General features: G+C 68.5%; 20 protein-coding genes. 7 read left to right on the plus strand and 13 right to left on the minus strand.

The window, feature by feature from the left end; genetic code table 11:
• Positions 1 to 14: 14 nt before the first annotated feature.
• Positions 15 to 554 (minus strand): helix-turn-helix domain-containing protein, encoded by a 540-nt coding sequence (locus tag ACLJRM_RS05425; protein WP_101607051.1) that lies wholly within the window; start codon positions 552 to 554, stop codon positions 15 to 17.
• Between the two features lie 38 nt (positions 555 to 592).
• Between ACLJRM_RS05425 and ACLJRM_RS05430 the strand changes: the two genes are divergently transcribed.
• Positions 593 to 1,876 carry an alpha/beta fold hydrolase gene (locus tag ACLJRM_RS05430; protein ID WP_410662456.1) on the plus strand — a complete coding sequence of 428 codons (1,284 nt, stop codon included), beginning with the start codon at positions 593 to 595 and terminating at the stop codon, positions 1,874 to 1,876.
• A 5-nt stretch (positions 1,877 to 1,881) separates the two neighbouring features.
• Here the strand turns inward: ACLJRM_RS05430 and ACLJRM_RS05435 are convergent, their stop codons facing one another.
• The 3 genes from ACLJRM_RS05435 to ACLJRM_RS05445 form a co-directional block, all read right to left on the minus strand.
• Complete coding sequence (locus tag ACLJRM_RS05435; protein WP_410662457.1) at positions 1,882 to 4,530, minus strand: ATP-binding protein; 2,649 nt, start codon at positions 4,528 to 4,530, stop codon at positions 1,882 to 1,884.
• A 125-nt stretch (positions 4,531 to 4,655) separates the two neighbouring features.
• Complete coding sequence (locus ACLJRM_RS05440) at positions 4,656 to 5,246, minus strand: NADPH-dependent F420 reductase (protein ID WP_410662458.1); 591 nt, start codon at positions 5,244 to 5,246, stop codon at positions 4,656 to 4,658.
• Between the two features lie 30 nt (positions 5,247 to 5,276).
• Complete coding sequence (locus ACLJRM_RS05445; RefSeq protein WP_101607047.1) at positions 5,277 to 6,062, minus strand: inositol monophosphatase family protein; 786 nt, start codon at positions 6,060 to 6,062, stop codon at positions 5,277 to 5,279.
• A gap of 116 nt (positions 6,063 to 6,178) precedes the next feature.
• On the opposite strand from ACLJRM_RS05445, the gene ACLJRM_RS05450 reads away from it, so the two are divergent.
• Positions 6,179 to 7,060, plus strand: coding sequence for a LysR family transcriptional regulator (locus ACLJRM_RS05450; protein WP_410662459.1), 882 nt, complete (start codon positions 6,179 to 6,181; stop codon positions 7,058 to 7,060).
• Here ACLJRM_RS05450 and ACLJRM_RS05455 read toward each other — a convergent pair.
• The 5 genes from ACLJRM_RS05455 to ACLJRM_RS05475 all read right to left on the minus strand — a co-directional run bounded on the left by ACLJRM_RS05455 (position 7,057) and on the right by ACLJRM_RS05475 (position 10,080).
• Positions 7,057 to 8,022 carry an aldo/keto reductase gene (locus ACLJRM_RS05455; RefSeq protein ID WP_101613111.1) on the minus strand — a complete coding sequence of 322 codons (966 nt, stop codon included), beginning with the start codon at positions 8,020 to 8,022 and terminating at the stop codon, positions 7,057 to 7,059. The two genes, ACLJRM_RS05450 and ACLJRM_RS05455, sit on opposite strands and share 4 nt — an antisense overlap.
• A 102-nt stretch (positions 8,023 to 8,124) precedes the next feature.
• Positions 8,125 to 8,403 carry a hypothetical protein gene (locus tag ACLJRM_RS05460; RefSeq protein WP_410662460.1) on the minus strand — a complete coding sequence of 93 codons (279 nt, stop codon included), beginning with the start codon at positions 8,401 to 8,403 and terminating at the stop codon, positions 8,125 to 8,127.
• Between the two features lie 31 nt (positions 8,404 to 8,434).
• Positions 8,435 to 8,983: a cysteine hydrolase family protein gene (locus ACLJRM_RS05465; RefSeq protein WP_101607045.1), complete on the minus strand. Its 549-nt coding sequence runs from the start codon at positions 8,981 to 8,983 to the stop codon at positions 8,435 to 8,437.
• Between the two features lie 97 nt (positions 8,984 to 9,080).
• Positions 9,081 to 9,506 (minus strand): VOC family protein, encoded by a 426-nt coding sequence (locus tag ACLJRM_RS05470; RefSeq protein WP_174720402.1) that lies wholly within the window; start codon positions 9,504 to 9,506, stop codon positions 9,081 to 9,083.
• Positions 9,499 to 10,080 (minus strand): PadR family transcriptional regulator, encoded by a 582-nt coding sequence (locus ACLJRM_RS05475; RefSeq protein ID WP_410662461.1) that lies wholly within the window; start codon positions 10,078 to 10,080, stop codon positions 9,499 to 9,501. Before ACLJRM_RS05475 ends, ACLJRM_RS05470 begins: the two co-directional genes overlap by 8 nt.
• A 123-nt stretch (positions 10,081 to 10,203) precedes the next feature.
• Here ACLJRM_RS05475 and ACLJRM_RS05480 point away from each other — a divergent pair, with 123 nt between their 5' ends.
• The gene (locus tag ACLJRM_RS05480; RefSeq protein WP_410662462.1) at positions 10,204 to 10,587 is read left to right on the plus strand and encodes a nuclear transport factor 2 family protein; all 384 of its coding nucleotides are present in this window, start codon (positions 10,204 to 10,206) and stop codon (positions 10,585 to 10,587) included.
• A 6-nt stretch (positions 10,588 to 10,593) separates the two neighbouring features.
• On the opposite strand, the gene ACLJRM_RS05485 is transcribed toward ACLJRM_RS05480, so the two are convergent.
• Positions 10,594 to 11,262: a DNA alkylation repair protein gene (locus ACLJRM_RS05485; RefSeq protein ID WP_410662463.1), complete on the minus strand. Its 669-nt coding sequence runs from the start codon at positions 11,260 to 11,262 to the stop codon at positions 10,594 to 10,596.
• 205 nt (positions 11,263 to 11,467) lie between these two features.
• Between ACLJRM_RS05485 and ACLJRM_RS05490 the strand changes: the two genes are divergently transcribed.
• Positions 11,468 to 11,869 (plus strand): STAS domain-containing protein, encoded by a 402-nt coding sequence (locus ACLJRM_RS05490; RefSeq protein WP_233224306.1) that lies wholly within the window; start codon positions 11,468 to 11,470, stop codon positions 11,867 to 11,869.
• Positions 11,870 to 11,891: 22 nt separating this feature from the next.
• Positions 11,892 to 13,133 (plus strand): PucR family transcriptional regulator, encoded by a 1,242-nt coding sequence (locus tag ACLJRM_RS05495; RefSeq protein ID WP_410662464.1) that lies wholly within the window; start codon positions 11,892 to 11,894, stop codon positions 13,131 to 13,133.
• A 55-nt stretch (positions 13,134 to 13,188) separates the two neighbouring features.
• Here the strand turns inward: ACLJRM_RS05495 and ACLJRM_RS05500 are convergent, their stop codons facing one another.
• Positions 13,189 to 14,034 carry an SGNH/GDSL hydrolase family protein gene (locus ACLJRM_RS05500; protein WP_101607030.1) on the minus strand — a complete coding sequence of 282 codons (846 nt, stop codon included), beginning with the start codon at positions 14,032 to 14,034 and terminating at the stop codon, positions 13,189 to 13,191.
• Positions 14,035 to 14,374: 340 nt separating this feature from the next.
• A complete protein-coding gene (locus ACLJRM_RS05505; RefSeq protein WP_410662465.1) occupies positions 14,375 to 14,821 on the minus strand; it encodes a hypothetical protein in 447 nt (148 codons plus the stop codon).
• Between the two features lie 122 nt (positions 14,822 to 14,943).
• Here ACLJRM_RS05505 and ACLJRM_RS05510 point away from each other — a divergent pair, with 122 nt between their 5' ends.
• A complete protein-coding gene (locus ACLJRM_RS05510; RefSeq protein ID WP_410662466.1) occupies positions 14,944 to 15,855 on the plus strand; it encodes a universal stress protein in 912 nt (303 codons plus the stop codon).
• A 4-nt stretch (positions 15,856 to 15,859) separates the two neighbouring features.
• Here the strand turns inward: ACLJRM_RS05510 and ACLJRM_RS05515 are convergent, their stop codons facing one another.
• Entirely contained in the window at positions 15,860 to 16,234 is a 375-nt protein-coding gene (locus ACLJRM_RS05515) for a hypothetical protein (RefSeq protein ID WP_101607028.1), read from the minus strand.
• Positions 16,235 to 16,306: 72 nt separating this feature from the next.
• Between ACLJRM_RS05515 and ACLJRM_RS05520 the strand changes: the two genes are divergently transcribed.
• On the plus strand, positions 16,307 to 17,380 hold the full coding sequence (locus ACLJRM_RS05520) for a glutamate--cysteine ligase (RefSeq protein ID WP_410662467.1): 1,074 nt from the start codon (positions 16,307 to 16,309) through the stop codon (positions 17,378 to 17,380).
• The last annotated feature ends 199 nt before the right edge of the window (positions 17,381 to 17,579 follow it).

Here is a 17,579-nt window from a genome sequence, read left to right on the forward strand (position 1 = left end):
GTGACGCCTGAAGCTCAAGTGCCGGGTGCTTCCTCGATCGGGAAGTGGATCGGGCTGAGCAGGTATTGGGCGCGATCCGGCCGGGGCTCGTGGGACAGGACGGGAACGATGGCTTCCCGCATCGCGCCGATCAGCTCGAGAAGCTCTTCGCGGGAAAGCCAGACCGCGTGCTGGCGGTAGCCGACCAGGTCCGCGACCGGATCGGCCCCGTCCCGGTCCAGATAGGCGGTGAACTCGGCCATCAGGGCGGCCAGCGCGGTGGCGAAACTCCGCTGGAAGTCCTCGGTGGTCGCCGACGCGAGGGCGTCGGGATCGATGGCCGCCCGATCCTGACGGAGCCGGTAGCCGCGCTCGACGGCGCCTCGCACCCGGCGCTCCTCCGCCACTTCCAGGACGCCACCCGTCTCCAGAAGGTCGACATGCCGATAGACCATCGCCTTCGAGGCGTCGGGAACGCGCGCGCAGAGCTGAGCCGTCGTGAGCACCCTCCCCCCGCGCATCGCGTGCACGATGCGCAACCGAACCGGATGTGCCAGGAGTTCCCACGCGTTCACCCGGCAACGATCTCATGATGTGATACCTTTCGCAAAACGTGAGAAAGGTAGTGGGGATGGAACTGGGGTCCACTCTCGTCACCACCGCGACGACGATCGTCGAAATGCTGCGCGACGAGCACTTCGACGAGGTCGCGGCGCTCTTCGCGCCACCGTTGCGTGCGGTCGTCTCGACCGACGCGCTCCGAGCCGCGTGGACGGCCGAAATCGGCAAACGCGGACCCATCACCGGCATCGGGGAACCGGACGCCGAGCCCGTCGACGCGGGCCTGACGCGGCTCGGGGTTCCCCTCCACTGCGAGCACAGCGACCTCACAGTGCTCATGTCGATCGACGAAGGCGGTCTGCTGCAGGGTCTTCAGCTCGCGCCCGCGACGAGCACGGCGTGGTCGCCTCCGCCCTACGCGGATCCGGCGGCGTTCACCGAACACGAAGTCACGCTTGACGCCGGTTCGTCGGCCGTGGCGGGAACCCTGACCAGGCCGACGGAGCCCGGCAGCCGGGCAGGCGTGGTCCTGCTTCCCGGCGGCGGCCCCTTCGACCGGGACGAGACCAGCGGGCCGAACAAGCCACTCAAGGACCTGGCCTGGGGTCTCGCCTGCCGGGGCGTGACGACGCTGCGTTTCGACAAGATCACCCACACCCGGCGTGACGCCGCGAGCGTTCCCGGCTTCACGATGTCCGACGAATACGTGCCGCACGCCGCGGCCGCCGTCCGCCTGCTCCAGCGCGAGTCCACTGTGGACAGCGAGCGGGTCTTCGTCCTGGGCCACAGTATGGGCGGGAAGGTCGCGCCGCGGGTCGCCGCCGCCGAGCCCTCCGTCGCGGGATTGCTCATCCTCGCGGGCGACACCCAGCCGATGCACCATGCCGCGATCCGGGTCGCCCGCCACCTCGCGACCGTGGTTCCGGGGCTGCTCGGCCAGGACGCCGTCGACCTGTTCGTCCGCCAGGCCGCGAACGTCGACAGTCCCGGCCTCTCCCCCGCCACACCGGCCGCGGACCTGCCTTTCGGCTTTTCCGCGTCGTATTGGCTCGATCTCCGCGGCTACGATCCCGTCGCGACCGCGGCGGCACTGGACAAGCCCATGCTCATCCTCCAAGGCGGTCGCGACTACCAGGTGACCGTCGAGGACGATCTGTCGCGCTGGCAGGCAGGCCTCTCGGATCGCCCGGACGTCACGATCCATGTCCACGCCGCCGACGACCATCTGTTCTTCCCCGGCACGGGACCGTCGACGCCGGCCGACTACGAGAAGCCGGACCACGTCGACCGCGCGGTCGTCGACGACATCGCGGACTGGCTGGACGAGACGCGCTAGCGGCTTCAGGCCCCATCCAGGAGATCCAGCTGTTTCTGCACCCGGCTGGACTCGTCGTTGCGCAGCTGGGATTGGTACGCGCGCAGCGCCTCGAGCCACGTCTCGCGCGCTTTGTCCTTGTCCCCCAGAGCGGCATGGGTGCGGGCGATGTTGTCCAGAGTGTCCGCTGCCGCGTAGCTCGCGCCGAGTTCGCGGCGGAGACTGAGCGTCTGCTCGAACCGCGTGAGCGCCTTGGCGTGGTCACCGGTGGCGAAGGCGAGTTCGCCGAGGGTGTTGAGAACGGCCGCTTCTCCCAAGGGGGACGCATGTTCGCGAAAGAGGGCGAGTGCGGCCTCGCACGCACTCTCTCCCCGGGATTCTTGGCCCAGTTTGATCGCGAAGGACGCGATCATGGTCAGCGCCCACGCTTCGCGGATCGGCCTGTGCGCCTCCCGGTACAGCGACATCGCCTGCGTGGCGTGGTCCAGTGCCTTCGCCAGTTCTCCTTGACGGGCCCACATGTACGCGGCCGCGTGGTGCGTGGGGGCGCGGTGCACGGCATCCAGGCCGTCGACTCCGGCGAGAGCGCGCCTGCCGTGTTCGAGTGACTTGGCGTGGTCGCCCTGACGCGAGTAGGCGTGGAGCAGCATCTGGTTCGCCAGGGTCAGTGGCAGCGGTTCACCCAGTTGCTCGGCCGCGGCCAGCCCCGTCTGCCAGACGGCGACATCGGAATGCACATGCCCTTTCCACCAGTGAAAACCGTGCAACCCCCAAGCCAGCTGCCAGACGGGCGGAAGCCATCGGCGTTCGAGAGCCGCCTGCTGGACGGAGATGAGGTTGAGGTGTTCCGCGGTGAACCACGCGAGCGCGTCTTGCGGACTCCGCACGGGGCGTGGTGCACAGCCGTCTCGAGGGGCAGGCAGTTCGATGGACTGGCCGTCCGGATCGAGCAGGAGATCGGCGGCGTGCGCGGTGTGCACGTAGAAGTCGACGAGCCGGTGCAGCGCGTCGCCCTGCGCGGTCCGGTCGGGCCGCCGAGCCGCCCGCTCGGCGGCGTACAGCTTGACCAGGTCGTGCATCCGCCATCGGCCCGGAACATGCTGGTGGATCAGGGAAGTCCGTTCCAATGCCTGCAGCTCCGCGGAAACGCGGCCGGCGGGCGCGTTCAGCAGATTGGCGGCGGCCGCGAGGTCGATGTCGGCCACCGGGGCCACTCCCAGTAGTTCGAACATCTTCGCCTGGTCGTCGGAGAGCGCCGCGTACGACCAGGACAGCACCGCGGGCAGGCTGGCGGCCGGGTCGCCTTCGTCGAGCGCGCCCAATCTGGTGGTCGCGTCGCGCAGTTCGGCCGCGAGGACGGCGAGCGGGAAGTCGCGGTGTGCCTCGGCGCGACCGGCGACGATGCTCAGCGCCAGGGGGAACCCGCCGCAACAGGACAGGAGCTCGTCGACCGCGTCGGGTTCGGCGTTCAGCCTGCCCGTGCCCAGTCGCATGGCGAGCATTTCCCGCGCTTCGGTGTCAGAGAAGACGTCCACGGGGATCGGGCGAGCACCGTGGGCGGCGACGAGGCCCGCCAGCCGGTCCCGGCTGGTGATCACCACCGTGCAGCCGGGACTGGCGGGCAGGAGCGGGACGACTTGTTTGGTGTCACGGGCATTGTCCAGCACGATCAGCATCCTCTTGTCCGCCAGGATGCTCCGGTACAACGCGGACTGCGCCTCCAGTTCGGCGGGCACCCGCGCCGGATCGACCCCGAAAGTGTCCAGAAAGGCCTGCACCACGGCGCTCGGCGACAAGGGCTGCCCCTCCGGCGCGAACCCGCGCAGGTCGACGAAGAGCTGTCCGTCCGGGAACAGGTCGAGATGCTGGTACGCCCAGTGCAGGGCGAGCCAGGTCTTGCCGACGCCCCCGGTACCGAAGATCGCGGAGATCACGATCGTCGTGGCTTCTTCCGCCGCGTCTTCCAGTACCGAGGTGAGGACGGCCAGTTCGTCCGCGCGGCCGGTGAACGAACGCGGCGCCGCGGGCAGCTGCCGCATTTCCGGCTCGCCGCGGCCACGCGACGCCGCGAGATACGTGAGATCGGCCGGGTACTGATGGTCCGGCAGCCAGATCCAGCCGATCGCCGACGTGTCCTTGACCTGGACGCGGGCGGGCCGGAACGTGGCCGGATCGATCACTTCGCTATTGCGCACCACTTCGTCGAAGAACCACTTCGACACGATCACCGCGAGCACGCCCTCGGATCGGGCGAGCGCGGTTCTGAGCGGGGCCGCGTCCAGTAACCGGAATGCGAAATTGACCGATTCCGCAGTCGCGCCGTGGTCGTCGTAGACGATTTCCCCGGCATGCAACGCCATGCGCAACCTGATTCGTTGTTCGGCCGGGTGCGCGACGTTGTGCAGCGTCAGTCCGGCCGCCAACGCATTCGGCAGCAACTCGATGAAGGGCGCCTTCGGAATATGAGACGGCGCGAGCACGAAGACCCCGTCACCGCGGTCCTCGTGATGACATTCCGACCAGGGCGCACCCGCCACCTCGAAACCCTGGGACAAGGCGCTGTACAAGGCTTCGCGGACAACGAGCTGATGCGGCGTCGTCCTGCGCAAGTCCGTGAACGCCTCGACATCCACGATCACGATCGTCCGATGTACCGCCTGCTGACGGCGCTCCATCTGGTACCTGTCCCCTCACGGCGACTCTGCCGATTCCCTGCTTCGAAGGTACCACCGCGAGGGAAGAAGAGAACGCGCCGGAATTCCGGACCGGCGGAGCGGAACACAATTCGAACTCGTTGTCTTCAGCGAGCGATCGAGAGGGCGAATGGGGCAAATCCGTCGGCCCGGATGACGTGCGGAACGAACAGGACCGCGGCTTCGGTGGCCCGCGCGGTTTCGATTCCGCCGAGGTCCGTGATCCACTCCGGACGCCAGCCGAGGTCCATGAGCAGTCGTTTTACCGTTTGCTTGGCCTGCGGGTCCTGACCGGAAAGGAACGCGGTGGGCGGCTGGGTCAGCGAAGCGGGCGCGGTCATCACCGAATACAGCATCGTGTTGAGGCTTTTGACGACACTGGTGTCGGGAAGCGCATCCTGAAGGTGCTCCGCGAGACTCGAGCCGGGGTAGAGCAGACCGGCGGGCAATCCGTCCGGTCCTTCGGTGGTGGCGTTGGAGACGTCGACGAGGATCTTGCCCCGCAGTTGTTCTCGCAGCACGGCCAGCCGCTCGAGGGAATCCGCGCCCGGGGTGGCATTGATGACGATCTGCGCCTGCTGAGCCGCTTCGGCGGCGGCACCCGGTGTGCTGTCCGCAACGGACACCTCGTGTCCTGCCTTGGCGAGCGCGGCGGCGAGGGTGCCTCCGACACGGCCCTTTCCCAGTACGGCGATCATCTTTACTCCAGTTTTGTAGGTTGTGGACGGTCAGCGGGAAAGCGTGGCGACGGCTTCGGCGTGCACACCGGGCGCGGCGGCCAGGAAACTCCCGCTCGCGGGGCTCCAGGGGTGACCTTCGGCGTCGGAGATCCGGCCACCGGCCTCGGCCACGAGCAGCGCCCCCGGAAGCAGGTCGGCGCGAGCGCCTGCGAACTGCCAGAAAGCGTCGACGCGACCGGCGGCCACGTTCAGCAGGTGCAGCGTCGCGGGCACGGAGGTGCGCACCACGAGCGCTTCCTGGAGCATCGCGGTGATCGAGGAGCCGACGCGCCGCACGACCGCTTCGTCCTCGTCCGGCCTGGCCTGACTGGTGGCGACGAGGCTCAAGCCCAGGTCCGCGGTGTCGGACACGCGCAGCGGCAGGCCGTCACGCCAGGCTCCGCCGCCCGCGAGCGCGGTGTGGGTCTCGCCGGTCAGCGGCTGATGGACCGCGGTGAGCACCGGCTGGTTGTCGCGTACGAGAGTGGCGGTGACCGCCCATTCCGGCAGGCCGTGCAGATGGTTGATGTTGCCCTCGACCGGATCGACGACCCACCACTCGCCGGAAGGCAGCACGCCGCCGTCGAGTTCCTCCTCCACCCATTGGGCGTCCGGGCGCAGGCTCGTGAGGCGGGGGCGCAGCACTTCGAGGGCCGCTGCGTCGTTGGCGGCGAGGACGTCCATCAGTTCGTCGCGGGTCCGGTAGCGGGCCACCTCTCCGAAGCGCTCGAGCAGGACCGCGCCTGCCGCACGCGTGGCCGTCGCCGTCTGGGCGAGGAGATCTGTTCCGGGCATGACGGTTTTCCCATCCTGAGCAAGGGTCTCGGGGGTCGATCGGCCCCTCACTCACGAAGGTAGGTGCGCATTCAATTAACAGCAAGTGCATGTTAGGCACGGTTAAGATGATTCTCATGCACTTGGATCTGAACCTGCTGTCGGCGCTCGACGCCTTGCTCGAAGAAGGCAGCGTGGCCGGGGCGGCCGAGCGCCTGCACGTCACCGCGCCCGCGATGAGCCGGAGCCTCGGCCGGATCCGGCGCACGACCGGGGATCAGATCCTGGTGCGCACCGGGCGCACGATGACCCCGACGCCCTACGCGATCGCCGTCCGGCAGCAAGTGCACGAACTCCTCCAGGAAGTCCGCGGCGTACTGGCACCGAGCCGCGAACTCGACCTCACGACGCTCGAACGCACCTTCACCCTCCGTTGGCACGATTCCCTGGTCGCCCTCGCGGGCCCGGCCCTGCTCAAGGCCGTGCGCGACCAGGCACCGGGCGTGCGCCTGCGTTTCATCGCGGAATCGAGCGTCGACACTCCCGGGCTCCGCCGCGGCGAGGTCGACCTCGAGGCGAACGCGGGTCACCCGGCCACGCCCGACATCCGCGCCGAGAAGGTGGCGGAAACCCGCCACGTCGTCGTCGCGCGGCAAGGACACCCGCTCACCGCCGCGCAGTACGCCGCGGCCGAGCACGTCACCGTCTCGCGGCGCGGAAGGCTTGAGAACACTCTCGACGAGGCTCTCGCGCAGCTCGGGCTCACCCGGCGCGTGGTGGCGTCCGCCCCCACCGAGGCGGCCGCGTTCGCTTTCGTGCGTGGCGGGGACTTTCTCGCCACGGTCCCCGAATCCACCGCCCGTTCGGTGGCCGCGGACCTCGGTCTCGCCCTGCTCCCGCTCCCCCTCGAACTGCCGCCCGCCGCGGTGTACCTGTCCTGGCACCAGCGCTACGACACCGACCACGCACACCGCTGGCTGCGCGATCTCGCCCGGACAGCGTTCGCCGACGCCGGCTAACGGATCAGGCCCGCGGCACGCAGCTCGGTCCAGACCCGCGCGGGAACCTCCACGGCGAAGGACTCCAGGTTGCGCCGCGCCTCCTCCGCGGACCGCATCCCCACCGCGATACCGGCGACAGCAGGATGCTGCAGTGGGAAGGCCATGGCGACCTGAGGAAGCGTCACGCCGTGCGCCTCGCACACGTCGGCGATCCTGTTCGCCCGCCCCAGAACATCCGGTGTCACGGCCTCGTAGTCGAAGTACGCTCCCGCGTCCGGCCGCGGGACGGCGAGCAGCCCGGAGTTGAAGATCGACGCCGCGATCACCGAGACCCCGCGGTCCTCGCAAGCGGGCAAGAACGTGTCGAGCGCGCTGTGATCGAGCAGCGTGTGGCGGCCGGACTGCATGACCACGTCGACATCCGCTTCCCGCACCAACGTGGTCAGCATCGCCGTGTCGTACATACCGGCACCGATCGCACCGACGACCCCTTCCGACCGCAACTCCGCGAGCGCCGGATAGCCCTCGCGCACCGCGTCGTCGAAGAACTCCTCGGCGTCGTGCAGGTACAGCACGTCGATCCGGTCCAGGCCCATCCGCTCCAGCGAGTCCTCGACACTGCGCCGGATCCCGTCACGGGTGAAGTCGCGTACGCGGGAATGTGTTGCGGGAACGTGGAAACCGGCCGGATCCAGCTTCCCGTCAGCGTCCTGCGGCACCAGCAGCCTGCCGACCTTCGTCGACAGGACGAAGGAATCACGCGGCCGCCCGCGCAGGAATTCACCGATCCTGCGCTCGGAATGCCCGATCCCGTAGTGCGGAGACGTGTCGTAGTACCGAATCCCGCCGTCCCATGCCGCGGCCAGCGCCCCGGCGGCCGTCTCGTCGTCCAGCGGCGCGAACAGCCCGCCCAGCGGCCCGCCGCCGAACCCCAGCCGCGTCACTTCGACGCCGGTGTTCCCCAGTCGTTTCGTCTTCATCCCCAGCCCGTCCCCCTTGATCGGCTCACGGGCCACGTTGCCATAGTGCGGCGATCTTCACCTCAGGTTTTCGAGTGGGACGCATCGACCACGCGTTCCCGGCTAGCCCCCCGTCCCGCGATGGGTCTCACAGTCCGGATTCGGGCATTCGGCCGCGGCCTGCCGGCTCGCGTCGAGAAGGACTTCGTGTTCCTGCCAGTCGGCGAGCACGCCTTGCAAGTCCGGCAGATCGACCGTCACGACCGCCCCCGCGGTACCGGTCGGATGCTCGCCGGGAGCGACCGGCAGCCCGGCGGCCGCCAGCTCGGCCTGGACGATGTCGCGCAAGGTCTCCAACCGAAACCGTCGGCCGGGTTCGATTCCAGCGAGTGTTTCCGTCATGCCGCCATCTTCTCCGGCACCACCGACAGAATCACCGCGTCCCCCATCCGTCACAGGACACGACCTCGAATCCCCGGCTGGGGAAGACGGCGTCGACGAAGAAGTCGTGGATCGCCGTGTCGCCGTCGGCGCACCCGTCGCGCAGCACGGTCACGTGGTAGCCGCGGTCCGCCGCGTCGTAACACGTCGCGGCCACCATCGCGCTGGTCGCGACCCCGGCGATCACGACGGTGTCGACGCCCCGGGAACGGAGCACCAGATCGAGATCGGTCCCGGCGAACGCGCTGGCACGGCGTTTCACCACGACGACGTCCTCGGCGGCGACCGGCAGAGCGAGCTCGGTCCCGGCCGAGCCCTCGTGGAAGGTGTCCCCGGCTTCGTGGAACGACTCGAACAGCGCGTTGCCCGGCGGCAAGTCGGCGCCGTTGCCCCGAAGCGCGAAGTGGACGAACACCACGAGGGCGCCTGCCTCGCGGGCGCGGGGCAACAGGTCCGTGAGCGGCGGCAGTACTCGCTCGGCGAACGGGTAGTTGCCCGTGATGCCTCGCTGGAGGTCCCCGATGATCAGCGCGGTGGTCATGACGGAAAGTTACCCGAACGTCCGTATATTGAGGGGAAGGGCAAACGTGGCGTGCTCGTGCCGTTTCGGTGTCGGTCGTGGGGCAGGTCCTGAGCGATCAGCCGACGAAGACGCAGAACGGATGCCCCGCCGGATCCGCGTAGACGCGCAGTGGTTCGTCCGGGTCGTCGCTGCGGTCGAGCAGCAGGCGCCCGCCGAATTCGAGGACACGGCCGTCCTGCGCGTCGAGCTCCTCGATCGAGTCCACGGTCAGGTCCAGGTGAAGTTGCTGAGGAATCGGCTCGGCGTCCGGCCAGCTCGCTTCGGGCAGCCGATCGACCTGCTGGACGGCGAGTTGCGTCCCGCCCTGGGGATTTCTCAGTACCAGCCAGTCTTTGCCGCGCTCGTCCTCGACGCCGGGCGGTGGTGGCTCGTCGCCGGGGCGGTAATTCCACACCAGCAGACGCCGGTAGAACTCCGCCAGTGCGCGGGCATCGGTGCCGTCCAGCACCACCTGACGGAACGTCGGACCTCGCTCAACCATGCCGATCACCTCCGGATCGCACGGTAGCGCGTCGATCGAGAACGGTGAGAACCTCCTCGCACCAGCGGATGTTCTCCTGCTCGAACGCGATGCCGCGGGCGAGGGTCAGATACGGGCCGACACGGGGCGAGGCGACGAGGAACTCCGCCTCGGTGGACTCACCGAGAAAACGGTCCCGGAGCCGCTCGAACCGCTTGAGCTTCGTTTCGGCGGTGGCCATCCTGTCCGCGACGGCTCGCCGGATCGCCTCGTCGTCACCCGCCTCGACGGCTTGGATCTGCACCAGCAGTTCGTCGCGGATCGCCGTCGGCTTCGGCGCTCGCGTGGTGAAGTCGGCGAGTTCGGCCGCGCCGTCGTCGGTCAAGGAGAACAGCCGCTTGTTCGGCCGTCGCCGCTGTTCGACGACACGTGCCGTCACGAGGCCCTGCGTCTCCATCTTGTCCAGCTCCCGGTAGAGCTGCTGGGGCGTCGCGGTCCAGAAGTTGGCGACCGAGGCGTTGAAGCTCTTCGCCAGGTCGTAGCCCGAAGACTCGCCTTCCAAGAGCATCGCGAGGATCGCGTTCCGCAGCGCCATGACCCGATGATAGTCACCAGCGGACTAGTCGCAAAGTTGACTAGTCACTTTGATGGACACGGGTGCGGTGATCACCTACGCTCGGCGTCATCTACTCAACAAGTTGACTATGAGGTGAGCGTCATGACCACGTTCCGTCAGGCCGTCGAAGCGAAGGACGCCACCGCGATCGAGGCGCTGCTCGCCGACGACGTGGTCTTCACCAGCCCGGTCGCGTTCAAGCCCTACCAGGGCAAGGCGATCACCGCGGCGATCCTGCGCGGGGTCCTGCGCGTGTTCGAGGACTTTCGCTACGTCCGCGAGATCCAGGACGGCGCTCACCACGTGTACGAGTTCGAAGCGACCGTCGACGGGCTTCAGATCAACGGGTGCGATCTCCTGACCTTCGACGACGACGGCAAGATCGCCGACTTCAAGGTGATGGTCCGGCCGCTGCGGGCCGCGGAGGCGCTCGCGGGGCGCATGGGCGCCCAGTTCGAGGCCATCAAAGCGGACGCGCTCGGCTGAGCGCGCCTACTTCTCCTGCCGTCGCACCATTTCGGCGATCCAGGCGGGCGCGAACGGCGACGTGCAGTTCGGCGGGGTCGGATAGTCCTTGAGCACCTCCAGGCGCTCGCCGATGCCGATCGCCCGGGCGCGGTACCCGGCGTGCTCGATCCCGATCTGCGCCAGGCAGTGGTTCATCGCCCACTGCAGGCGATCCGGAGTGTCCTTCATCCTCGTCTCGATGATGTCGAGCAGCCGCGTGAGGTCGAGGCCCTCGGGTTTCTTCGCCACGCGGTCGGTGGTCAGCGCCCAGCCCGCACTCGCGACCACGGGATCCGGATCCGCGAACCAGGCGAGACGCAGCTCTTCGGCGTGCGGGTTCTTCTTGGCCACATAGTTCACGAGCCAGTCGTGCACCTTCGGAGTGCGCGCCTCGCGCACCATGCGGTCCAGGTCCTCGCCTTCGAACGCCTTCGGACGGCAGATCAAGAGCGCGAGCAATTTCGCCGCGGTGTCGTCCGTTTCCCAGAGTTCGCGCGCCAGCTCTTGCTGCGTCTTCAACCGCTTCGCGAGCGCCCGCAGCTTGCCGAGGTTCACGCCGTGGTCGTCGCCGTGTTTCTCGTTCACCTCGCGTACCCGCGGGTCCTCGAGCGCGGCCAGTTCGGCCAGCACTTCGACCCTCGTCGTACCGGTCACGTCGGCCTCCTGTCTCGGCGCGTGAGATCCAGACTAAAGAACAGAGCCGATGACCAGCCCCACAGCGCTCATCCGGCATACCGGGCCGCGAGACTGCTACGGTTGGCTCGTCGCGGTTCAGACACCAGCCGCCGGGCCCTCTTTTCTTTTCAGGTCCGGCATGCCTTCTGGCTCCAGCCGGACCCCACACCGGCAAGGAGTCAACTTGACCGACTATCGCGCACCAGCCTCCGATCCGCCCCGTCCGGCCCGGAGATTCGTGTCCCCGCTCGACATCTCGGTCACCGCTTCCGGCATCGACACGGTGGTCACCGTTTCCGGCGAGATCGACCTCGCCGTCTCGGACGGCCTGCGCCAGGCCATGGAGGAAGAACTCCGGTTCACGCCCTCGGCGCTGATCGCGGACCTGTCCGCCGTCACTTTCTGCGATTCGTCCGGTTTCACGGCCCTCGTCCAGATCCGGGCGAAGACCGAAGAAGCGGGCATCCCCTTCATCCTGGTCACCCAGGAACGAGCCCTGCTGCGCCCGATGTCACTCCTCGGCCTCGACGCCGTCTTCAACGTGCACCCGACCATCGATTCGGCACGGGACGCGCTCACTCGCTGACAAGCTGTCATGATGGCTGGTTGTGACGGGTGACAAAGATCCAGGATTCCGCATCGGCGGACGTCCGCTGGCGGAACGGCTGACCGAAGTCCTGCCGTCGCTCGCGAAGACGGTGCTCTCCGAGATCGTCTCCCGGATCCCGGAATACGGCCTGCTGCCAGCCGAGGAACTCAGCGGTGACATCACGCATGTGATCGAACAGAACCTGCGTTCGTTCATCGACACCCTGCGCACCGGGGCCACACCGACGCGAGAGGAACTCGACTTCCTCCGCGAATCGGCCGCCCGGCGCGCGGAAGAGGGTATCCCGATCGACATCGTGCTCACCGCCTATCACGTCGGCATCCAAGTCGTCTGGGCGTCGCTGACGCCGGACGCGCGCCCGGAGGAGGTCGCCGACGTCCTGGCCGTCAACGCGCTGACCCTGCGCTATCTCGAGGTGGTCACCCCCGCGGTCGGCGCGGGATATCTCGACGAACGCCAGACGATGTTCGACGACGAGCGTTCGGCACGGCACACGGTGCTGTCCGCCCTGCTCGACGGCGACCCCGCCGACGTCGCGGCCGGGCAGGCGGGCCTGCGCCTGCCACCGTGCTACATCGTTCTCGCCGCGACGGTCGGGGCGCATCCCGACGAGGAGGCCAACGGCGTCGATCCGCTGGTCGCCGGGCGCCGGAAGCTCCGGCGGCTGCGGGTCGAACTGGAGCGGCAGATCCGGGGCACCGTCCTGACCTCGCTCACCCCCGAGGGCGGTATCGCCCTGCTGCCGCACGAAACCCCGGCCGACGAACTGTCCCCACACGACTGGGCGCGCCTGGAGCGAGTCCTCACCGACGTCGCCCGCACGGCGGGCGCGGAGGTCATCGCCGGAGCCGCCGCGGCCGAACCGGCCGGCGTGCCCGACGCGGTGAAGCTCGCGCAGGACGTGCTCGCGGTCGCCACCGGATCCGGGCGGCAGCCCCGGCTGTACCGGCTCGACGACGTGTTGCTCGAATACCAGCTTTCCCGCCCCGGTCCGGCCCTCGACAGGCTGGCCGCCCGGCTGGAACCGTTGGGCGGCAACGAAGAACTCCTTCAGACATTGGAGACCTTCCTCAGCCGTGGAGGGCGGCGGCAAACCGCCGCGGTCCTCCACGTCCATCCCAACACGGTCGACTACCGGCTGCGCCGGATCGCCGATCTCACCGGACTGGATCCCACCCGGCTCGAGCACATCGCCCTGCTGAGCGCGGCCCTTTCGGCCCGGTCCGCCAAAGGCGGCTGATGTTCCCGATGTCGCATCTGAGTCGCTGAGCGTCTCGAATGCGACATCGGGAACATCAGCCCGCCGCCCGTGCGATCGCGGCGCCGAACACCGCCATCCCCTGCGCGTTCGGATGCAGCGGGGCCGCGGCGTGCGCCGGGATCAGGCCTTCGAGGTACCGATCGCGCGGGGCGGCGCAGATGTCGTGTCCGACGGTGAGCGCGGCGAAGTCGACGAACGTGGCGCCGCGGGCCTCGGCCTGCTTCCGGGCGGTGGAGCTGATCAGGTCCATCACGCTCTGCAGATAGTTCGCGTCCCGCGCCCAGACCGGCTGCACGGGGTAGCAGCCGTTGTGCCGGACGTAGGTGCCGTACCCGGTGACGAGGATCTTCGCGTGCGGCGCCCGCACTCGAATCTCGTCGAGCGCGGCGCCGAATTTCGGGGCCCACGCCCGGATCGAGTCGCCCAGCGGGTCCTTGCCGCCCGCGGTGAGCCGGTCCGCGCACGAGAGCCCGGCCGGTTCGGGCAGGAGGTTGATGCAGCTGAGCGCCTGCTGGAACAGTCCGGAATCGTTGGCGCCCATGGTGATCGATACCAAACCCGTCGACAGCTTGAGCGCGTCGAGCTGCGGTGCGAGGATGCCGAACCGCCGGTTCGTGAGATCGGCCGTCACCGCTCCCGAACACGAAACGTCGGTCAGTTCGGCCCCGAGTGCCTTCGCGGCGAGAGCCGGGTAGTCGTGATCCGAACGCAGGCACAGCAGATTGGGATCCTGGTTCGGGACGAGCGGTCCGGCCGCGGCCGAATCGCCGAGGGCGACGTACTCCAGCCTGGCCGCCTCCGCCGGAATCGCCACCGCGGTCACCGCGATCCCCGCCGCCAAAGCCGCCAAACCCGCCCTGAACCGCCTGCTCGGCCTCATGCCGCCTCCAACGTCGTTGTTGTTACCGCGCGGTAATGTGTCTTCACATCTTGCGCGCGGCGAGGCGGTGCGGAGGTGGGGAATTCCCCAGACTTGCCGGGACGTCGTTGTGACGCGTCACCAAGAACGTGAGGCCTTCGCCTTCTTATGTGGAATCTGAGCCGGCCAGGTTTCCAGCTCATGATCACCGGAGCAGCTCGGGATCACTCGAGAGAAGCCGAAACCCCAGCCGCTATCACGATTCGCCAGCGAGCGACCAATCACCAATTCGAGTGAGCCCCCGCCGCGAAGTGGTCCTCTGGGCAAGCTCAGCAGCGGCGGAATCAGTGCATACCAGTACCTACTCGTCCAGCGTGTGGAACAAGCGTTCCTTCGCGCCTGTCTCATCGAGTACGCCTGCGATCAGCAGCAGCGGCCGTTCGCCGATTTGCAAGGACACCTGGACCAGAACGCCCTCGTCAGCGAAGGCAGCCACCTGCTCGACCTGTCCGATCGGCAACTCGGCCAACGTCCTCCATCGGTAGATTCCGCCCCACCGCCCCTTGTCTCGAAACAGCGCTTCTGGAACAGCCCGCAGCCCGAACGCGGTGTCGTCTTCGTAAGTATCGACACTCCACACGGCATCGTCGTCCAGACGTACTTGCAAGCCGAACACCTGCAAACAGCGCACCCTCGGGTCGGCGATCTGGGGGCTGCTGCCTGCCACGCCAGTCCACGACTCGACGTACGTACCACACAGCGACGCGAACTCCCGCGACCGCTCGACCACCCAGTCAGCCTCCGTCACACCGGCATTATGTCCGCGACTTCGGAAGATCGTTACCGGATATTCGCGATGACCTGCCGAAACGACGGACGCATGAACATCAGCCCGAACGGGTACCCACCGTTTGCCGGAGGTGAGGACCGATGTCGCACGCACAGCAGGGAAACGGCCCCGTGGTGACCGGATTCGACGGCTCGCCGGAGGCCCGCCGGGCCGTCGCCTGGGCGGTCGCCGAGGCGAAGACCCGCGGACGCGGCCTGGTGCTGGCGTACTGCATCAAGGACCGGTTGCCACCGCCGGGTTCCGACCCCGTCGCGGCCCCGCTCACGCAGGTCGTCCCGGAGGCCGTCGGCGAACCCGCGGGACGGCGACTGGAAGCCATGGCCGAGGAACTCCAGCGCACCGATCCGGACCTCGAAGTCCGGACCGTCGAGCGCGGAGGGACCCCCGACGAGGTGCTTGTGTCGATCGCCGACGAGACGGACGCGGCGATGATCGTGCTCGGCGAATCCCACACCGGGGTGTTCGCCCGCGCCGTGACCGGCTCGACCGAAGCCGAGGTCACCCAGCATGCCGGACGGCCGGTGGTCGTCGTCCGTGGTGAGGAGCCCCCGCCCGACGGGCCGGTGATCCTCGGCGCCGACGGTACTGATCAGAGCGCGCAGGCGGCCGGGTTCGCGTTCGACTTCGCGGCGAGGCACGGCCGGGTCGTGCACGCGGTCCACGCGGCGCGGCTCTCCATCTGGGGGCCCGCGAGCGAACCGCTGCTCGGCGGTCCGGTGATGGATCCGGTCCAGCCGATCCCCCAGGAGATCGCGGACCAGCTCGTCGAGCAGCAGCTCAAGCCTTGGCGGGAGCGCTATCCGGAGGTGCCGGTGGAGATCGTGCACGGCGTCGGGCCGACGGCGCAGGCACTGACCGTGCAGTCCAGCGAGGCGGCGTTGCTGGTCCTCGGCCGGAGCGACCACGGGAGCCTTCGGCGCCTGTTGCTGGGCTCGGTCAGCGATGACGCGCTCCACCACGCCCACTGCCCGGTGGCGGTGGTGCGCTCTTAGCGCGTCAGGCGGAACCGTCCAGCGGTGCGGCCAAGCCGCCGAGTAACCGTTGCGACGCCCGGAGTTCTTGTGCCATCAGCAATCCGGCGGCCCGGGCGCGAGCGAGTGCCAGGCCGACCTCCGCCACGGTGTCCCAGGCCTCGGCCGACGGCCCGGTGCTCGGGAGGCCGCCGTCCAAGAGCCTTTCTTCGAGCTGCTCCTGGAGTCCGGGCAGGATGTGGGCGAGGTCGTCGGACAGCCGGCGCAGCGCGCCGAGTGTCCGGTTGAGATCGGCCGCGGAGTCGAGTTCGTCGTCCTGCACCCGGCGATACAGATGGCGCACAACGGAAGAGGCCTGCGCGGCCAGCAAGTACGGCGGTTCCGCCGAGACGGGGTCCATACCCGGTGAATACCCGGAACCGGTATCGGGAAAACAGGTTTACCGGGGACCGCCGGTGGCTATCCCGCGTTCGTGACCGGTGACGAACTCACTTTCGGTATCGAAGAAGAGTTCTTCGTCGTAGACCGCGAAGGACATCTCTCCCTCAGCGGCAACGTCGTCGTCGACTCCGCGGAAGAAGGCCAAGGAGAACTGCAGCACGAACTCACTCTCTCCCAGGTCGAATCCGCGACCGGTATCTGCCGGACGCGCGACGAGGGGTTACACCAGCTGAAAGCCCTCCGCACCGAGCTCGCCGAGGCGGCGGCTCAGCGGGGCTCTCGCCTCCTCGCCTGCGGAAGCCCGCCGATGGCCGAAGCCGAGCTGCCATCGATCACCCCGCACCCCCGCTACGAGCAGATGGCCAGGCACTTCGGCGCCACCGCACGCGCCACGTCGACCTGCGGCTGCCACGTCCACATCGCGATCCCGGACCGGGAAACGGGTGTCCGGTTGATCAGGCGGATCCGGCCCTGGCTGCCCGCGCTGCTCACGCTCACCGCGAACTCCGCGATCTCGGACGGCATCGACACCGGCTACAGCAGTTGGCGGTATCAGCAATGGTCCAGATGGCCGTCCGCGGGACCACCACCGGAGTTCACCTCACTCGACCACTACGAGAGCATCGTGGACGCCTGGCTGCGCGCGGGCGCGATCCTCGATCGCGCGATGGTTTATTGGGATGTAAGGCTTTCCGAGGGGCAACCGACGGTCGAGTTCCGGTTCTCCGACGTGGCGTCGACGCCTGACGAGGCGGTCCTGCTCGGCATCCTGATCCGGGGACTGGTCACCACCGTCCTCGACGAGGGCGAGCCTGCCTCCCGGCTGTCCAACGAGGTGCTGCGCGCGCATCTTTGGCGTGCCTCCCGCGAAGGGCTTTCCGGTCAGTGCCCGCATCCGGTCACGGGGGACCTCGCCCCGGCACCGAAGGTCGTCGACGACGTCGTGGCCTTCGCGGCGTCCGCGCTGGAATCGACCGGCGACCTGGACTTCGTCCGCGACGGTTGCGCGCGGCTGTTCGAAAGCGGAAACGGCGCGGACCGGCAACGGAGGCGGTTCGAAGAGCGGAAAAGGCCGGAGGACGTGGTGGACCTGTTCGTCGTCTGACCCGGTTGGTTGCGGTGACCGGCGCGCCGGCGTCCCTGCTCCGCCGAGGCTGCCCGCGCCGGTCCACCTCGCGGCCGGTGGTCGCACAACCACGCTTCACCCGCCGCTGCCCCCCGGTTACCCGCTCCTCCGGCGCTAAACCTGATCGCGGGAAATCGTCCGGTGCCAGTTTCGGCTCGTACGATAGCGAAGCCACCGT

This window comes from Amycolatopsis sp. lyj-84, assembly GCF_046549075.1.
Classification (GTDB): Bacteria; Actinomycetota; Actinomycetes; order Mycobacteriales; family Pseudonocardiaceae; genus Amycolatopsis.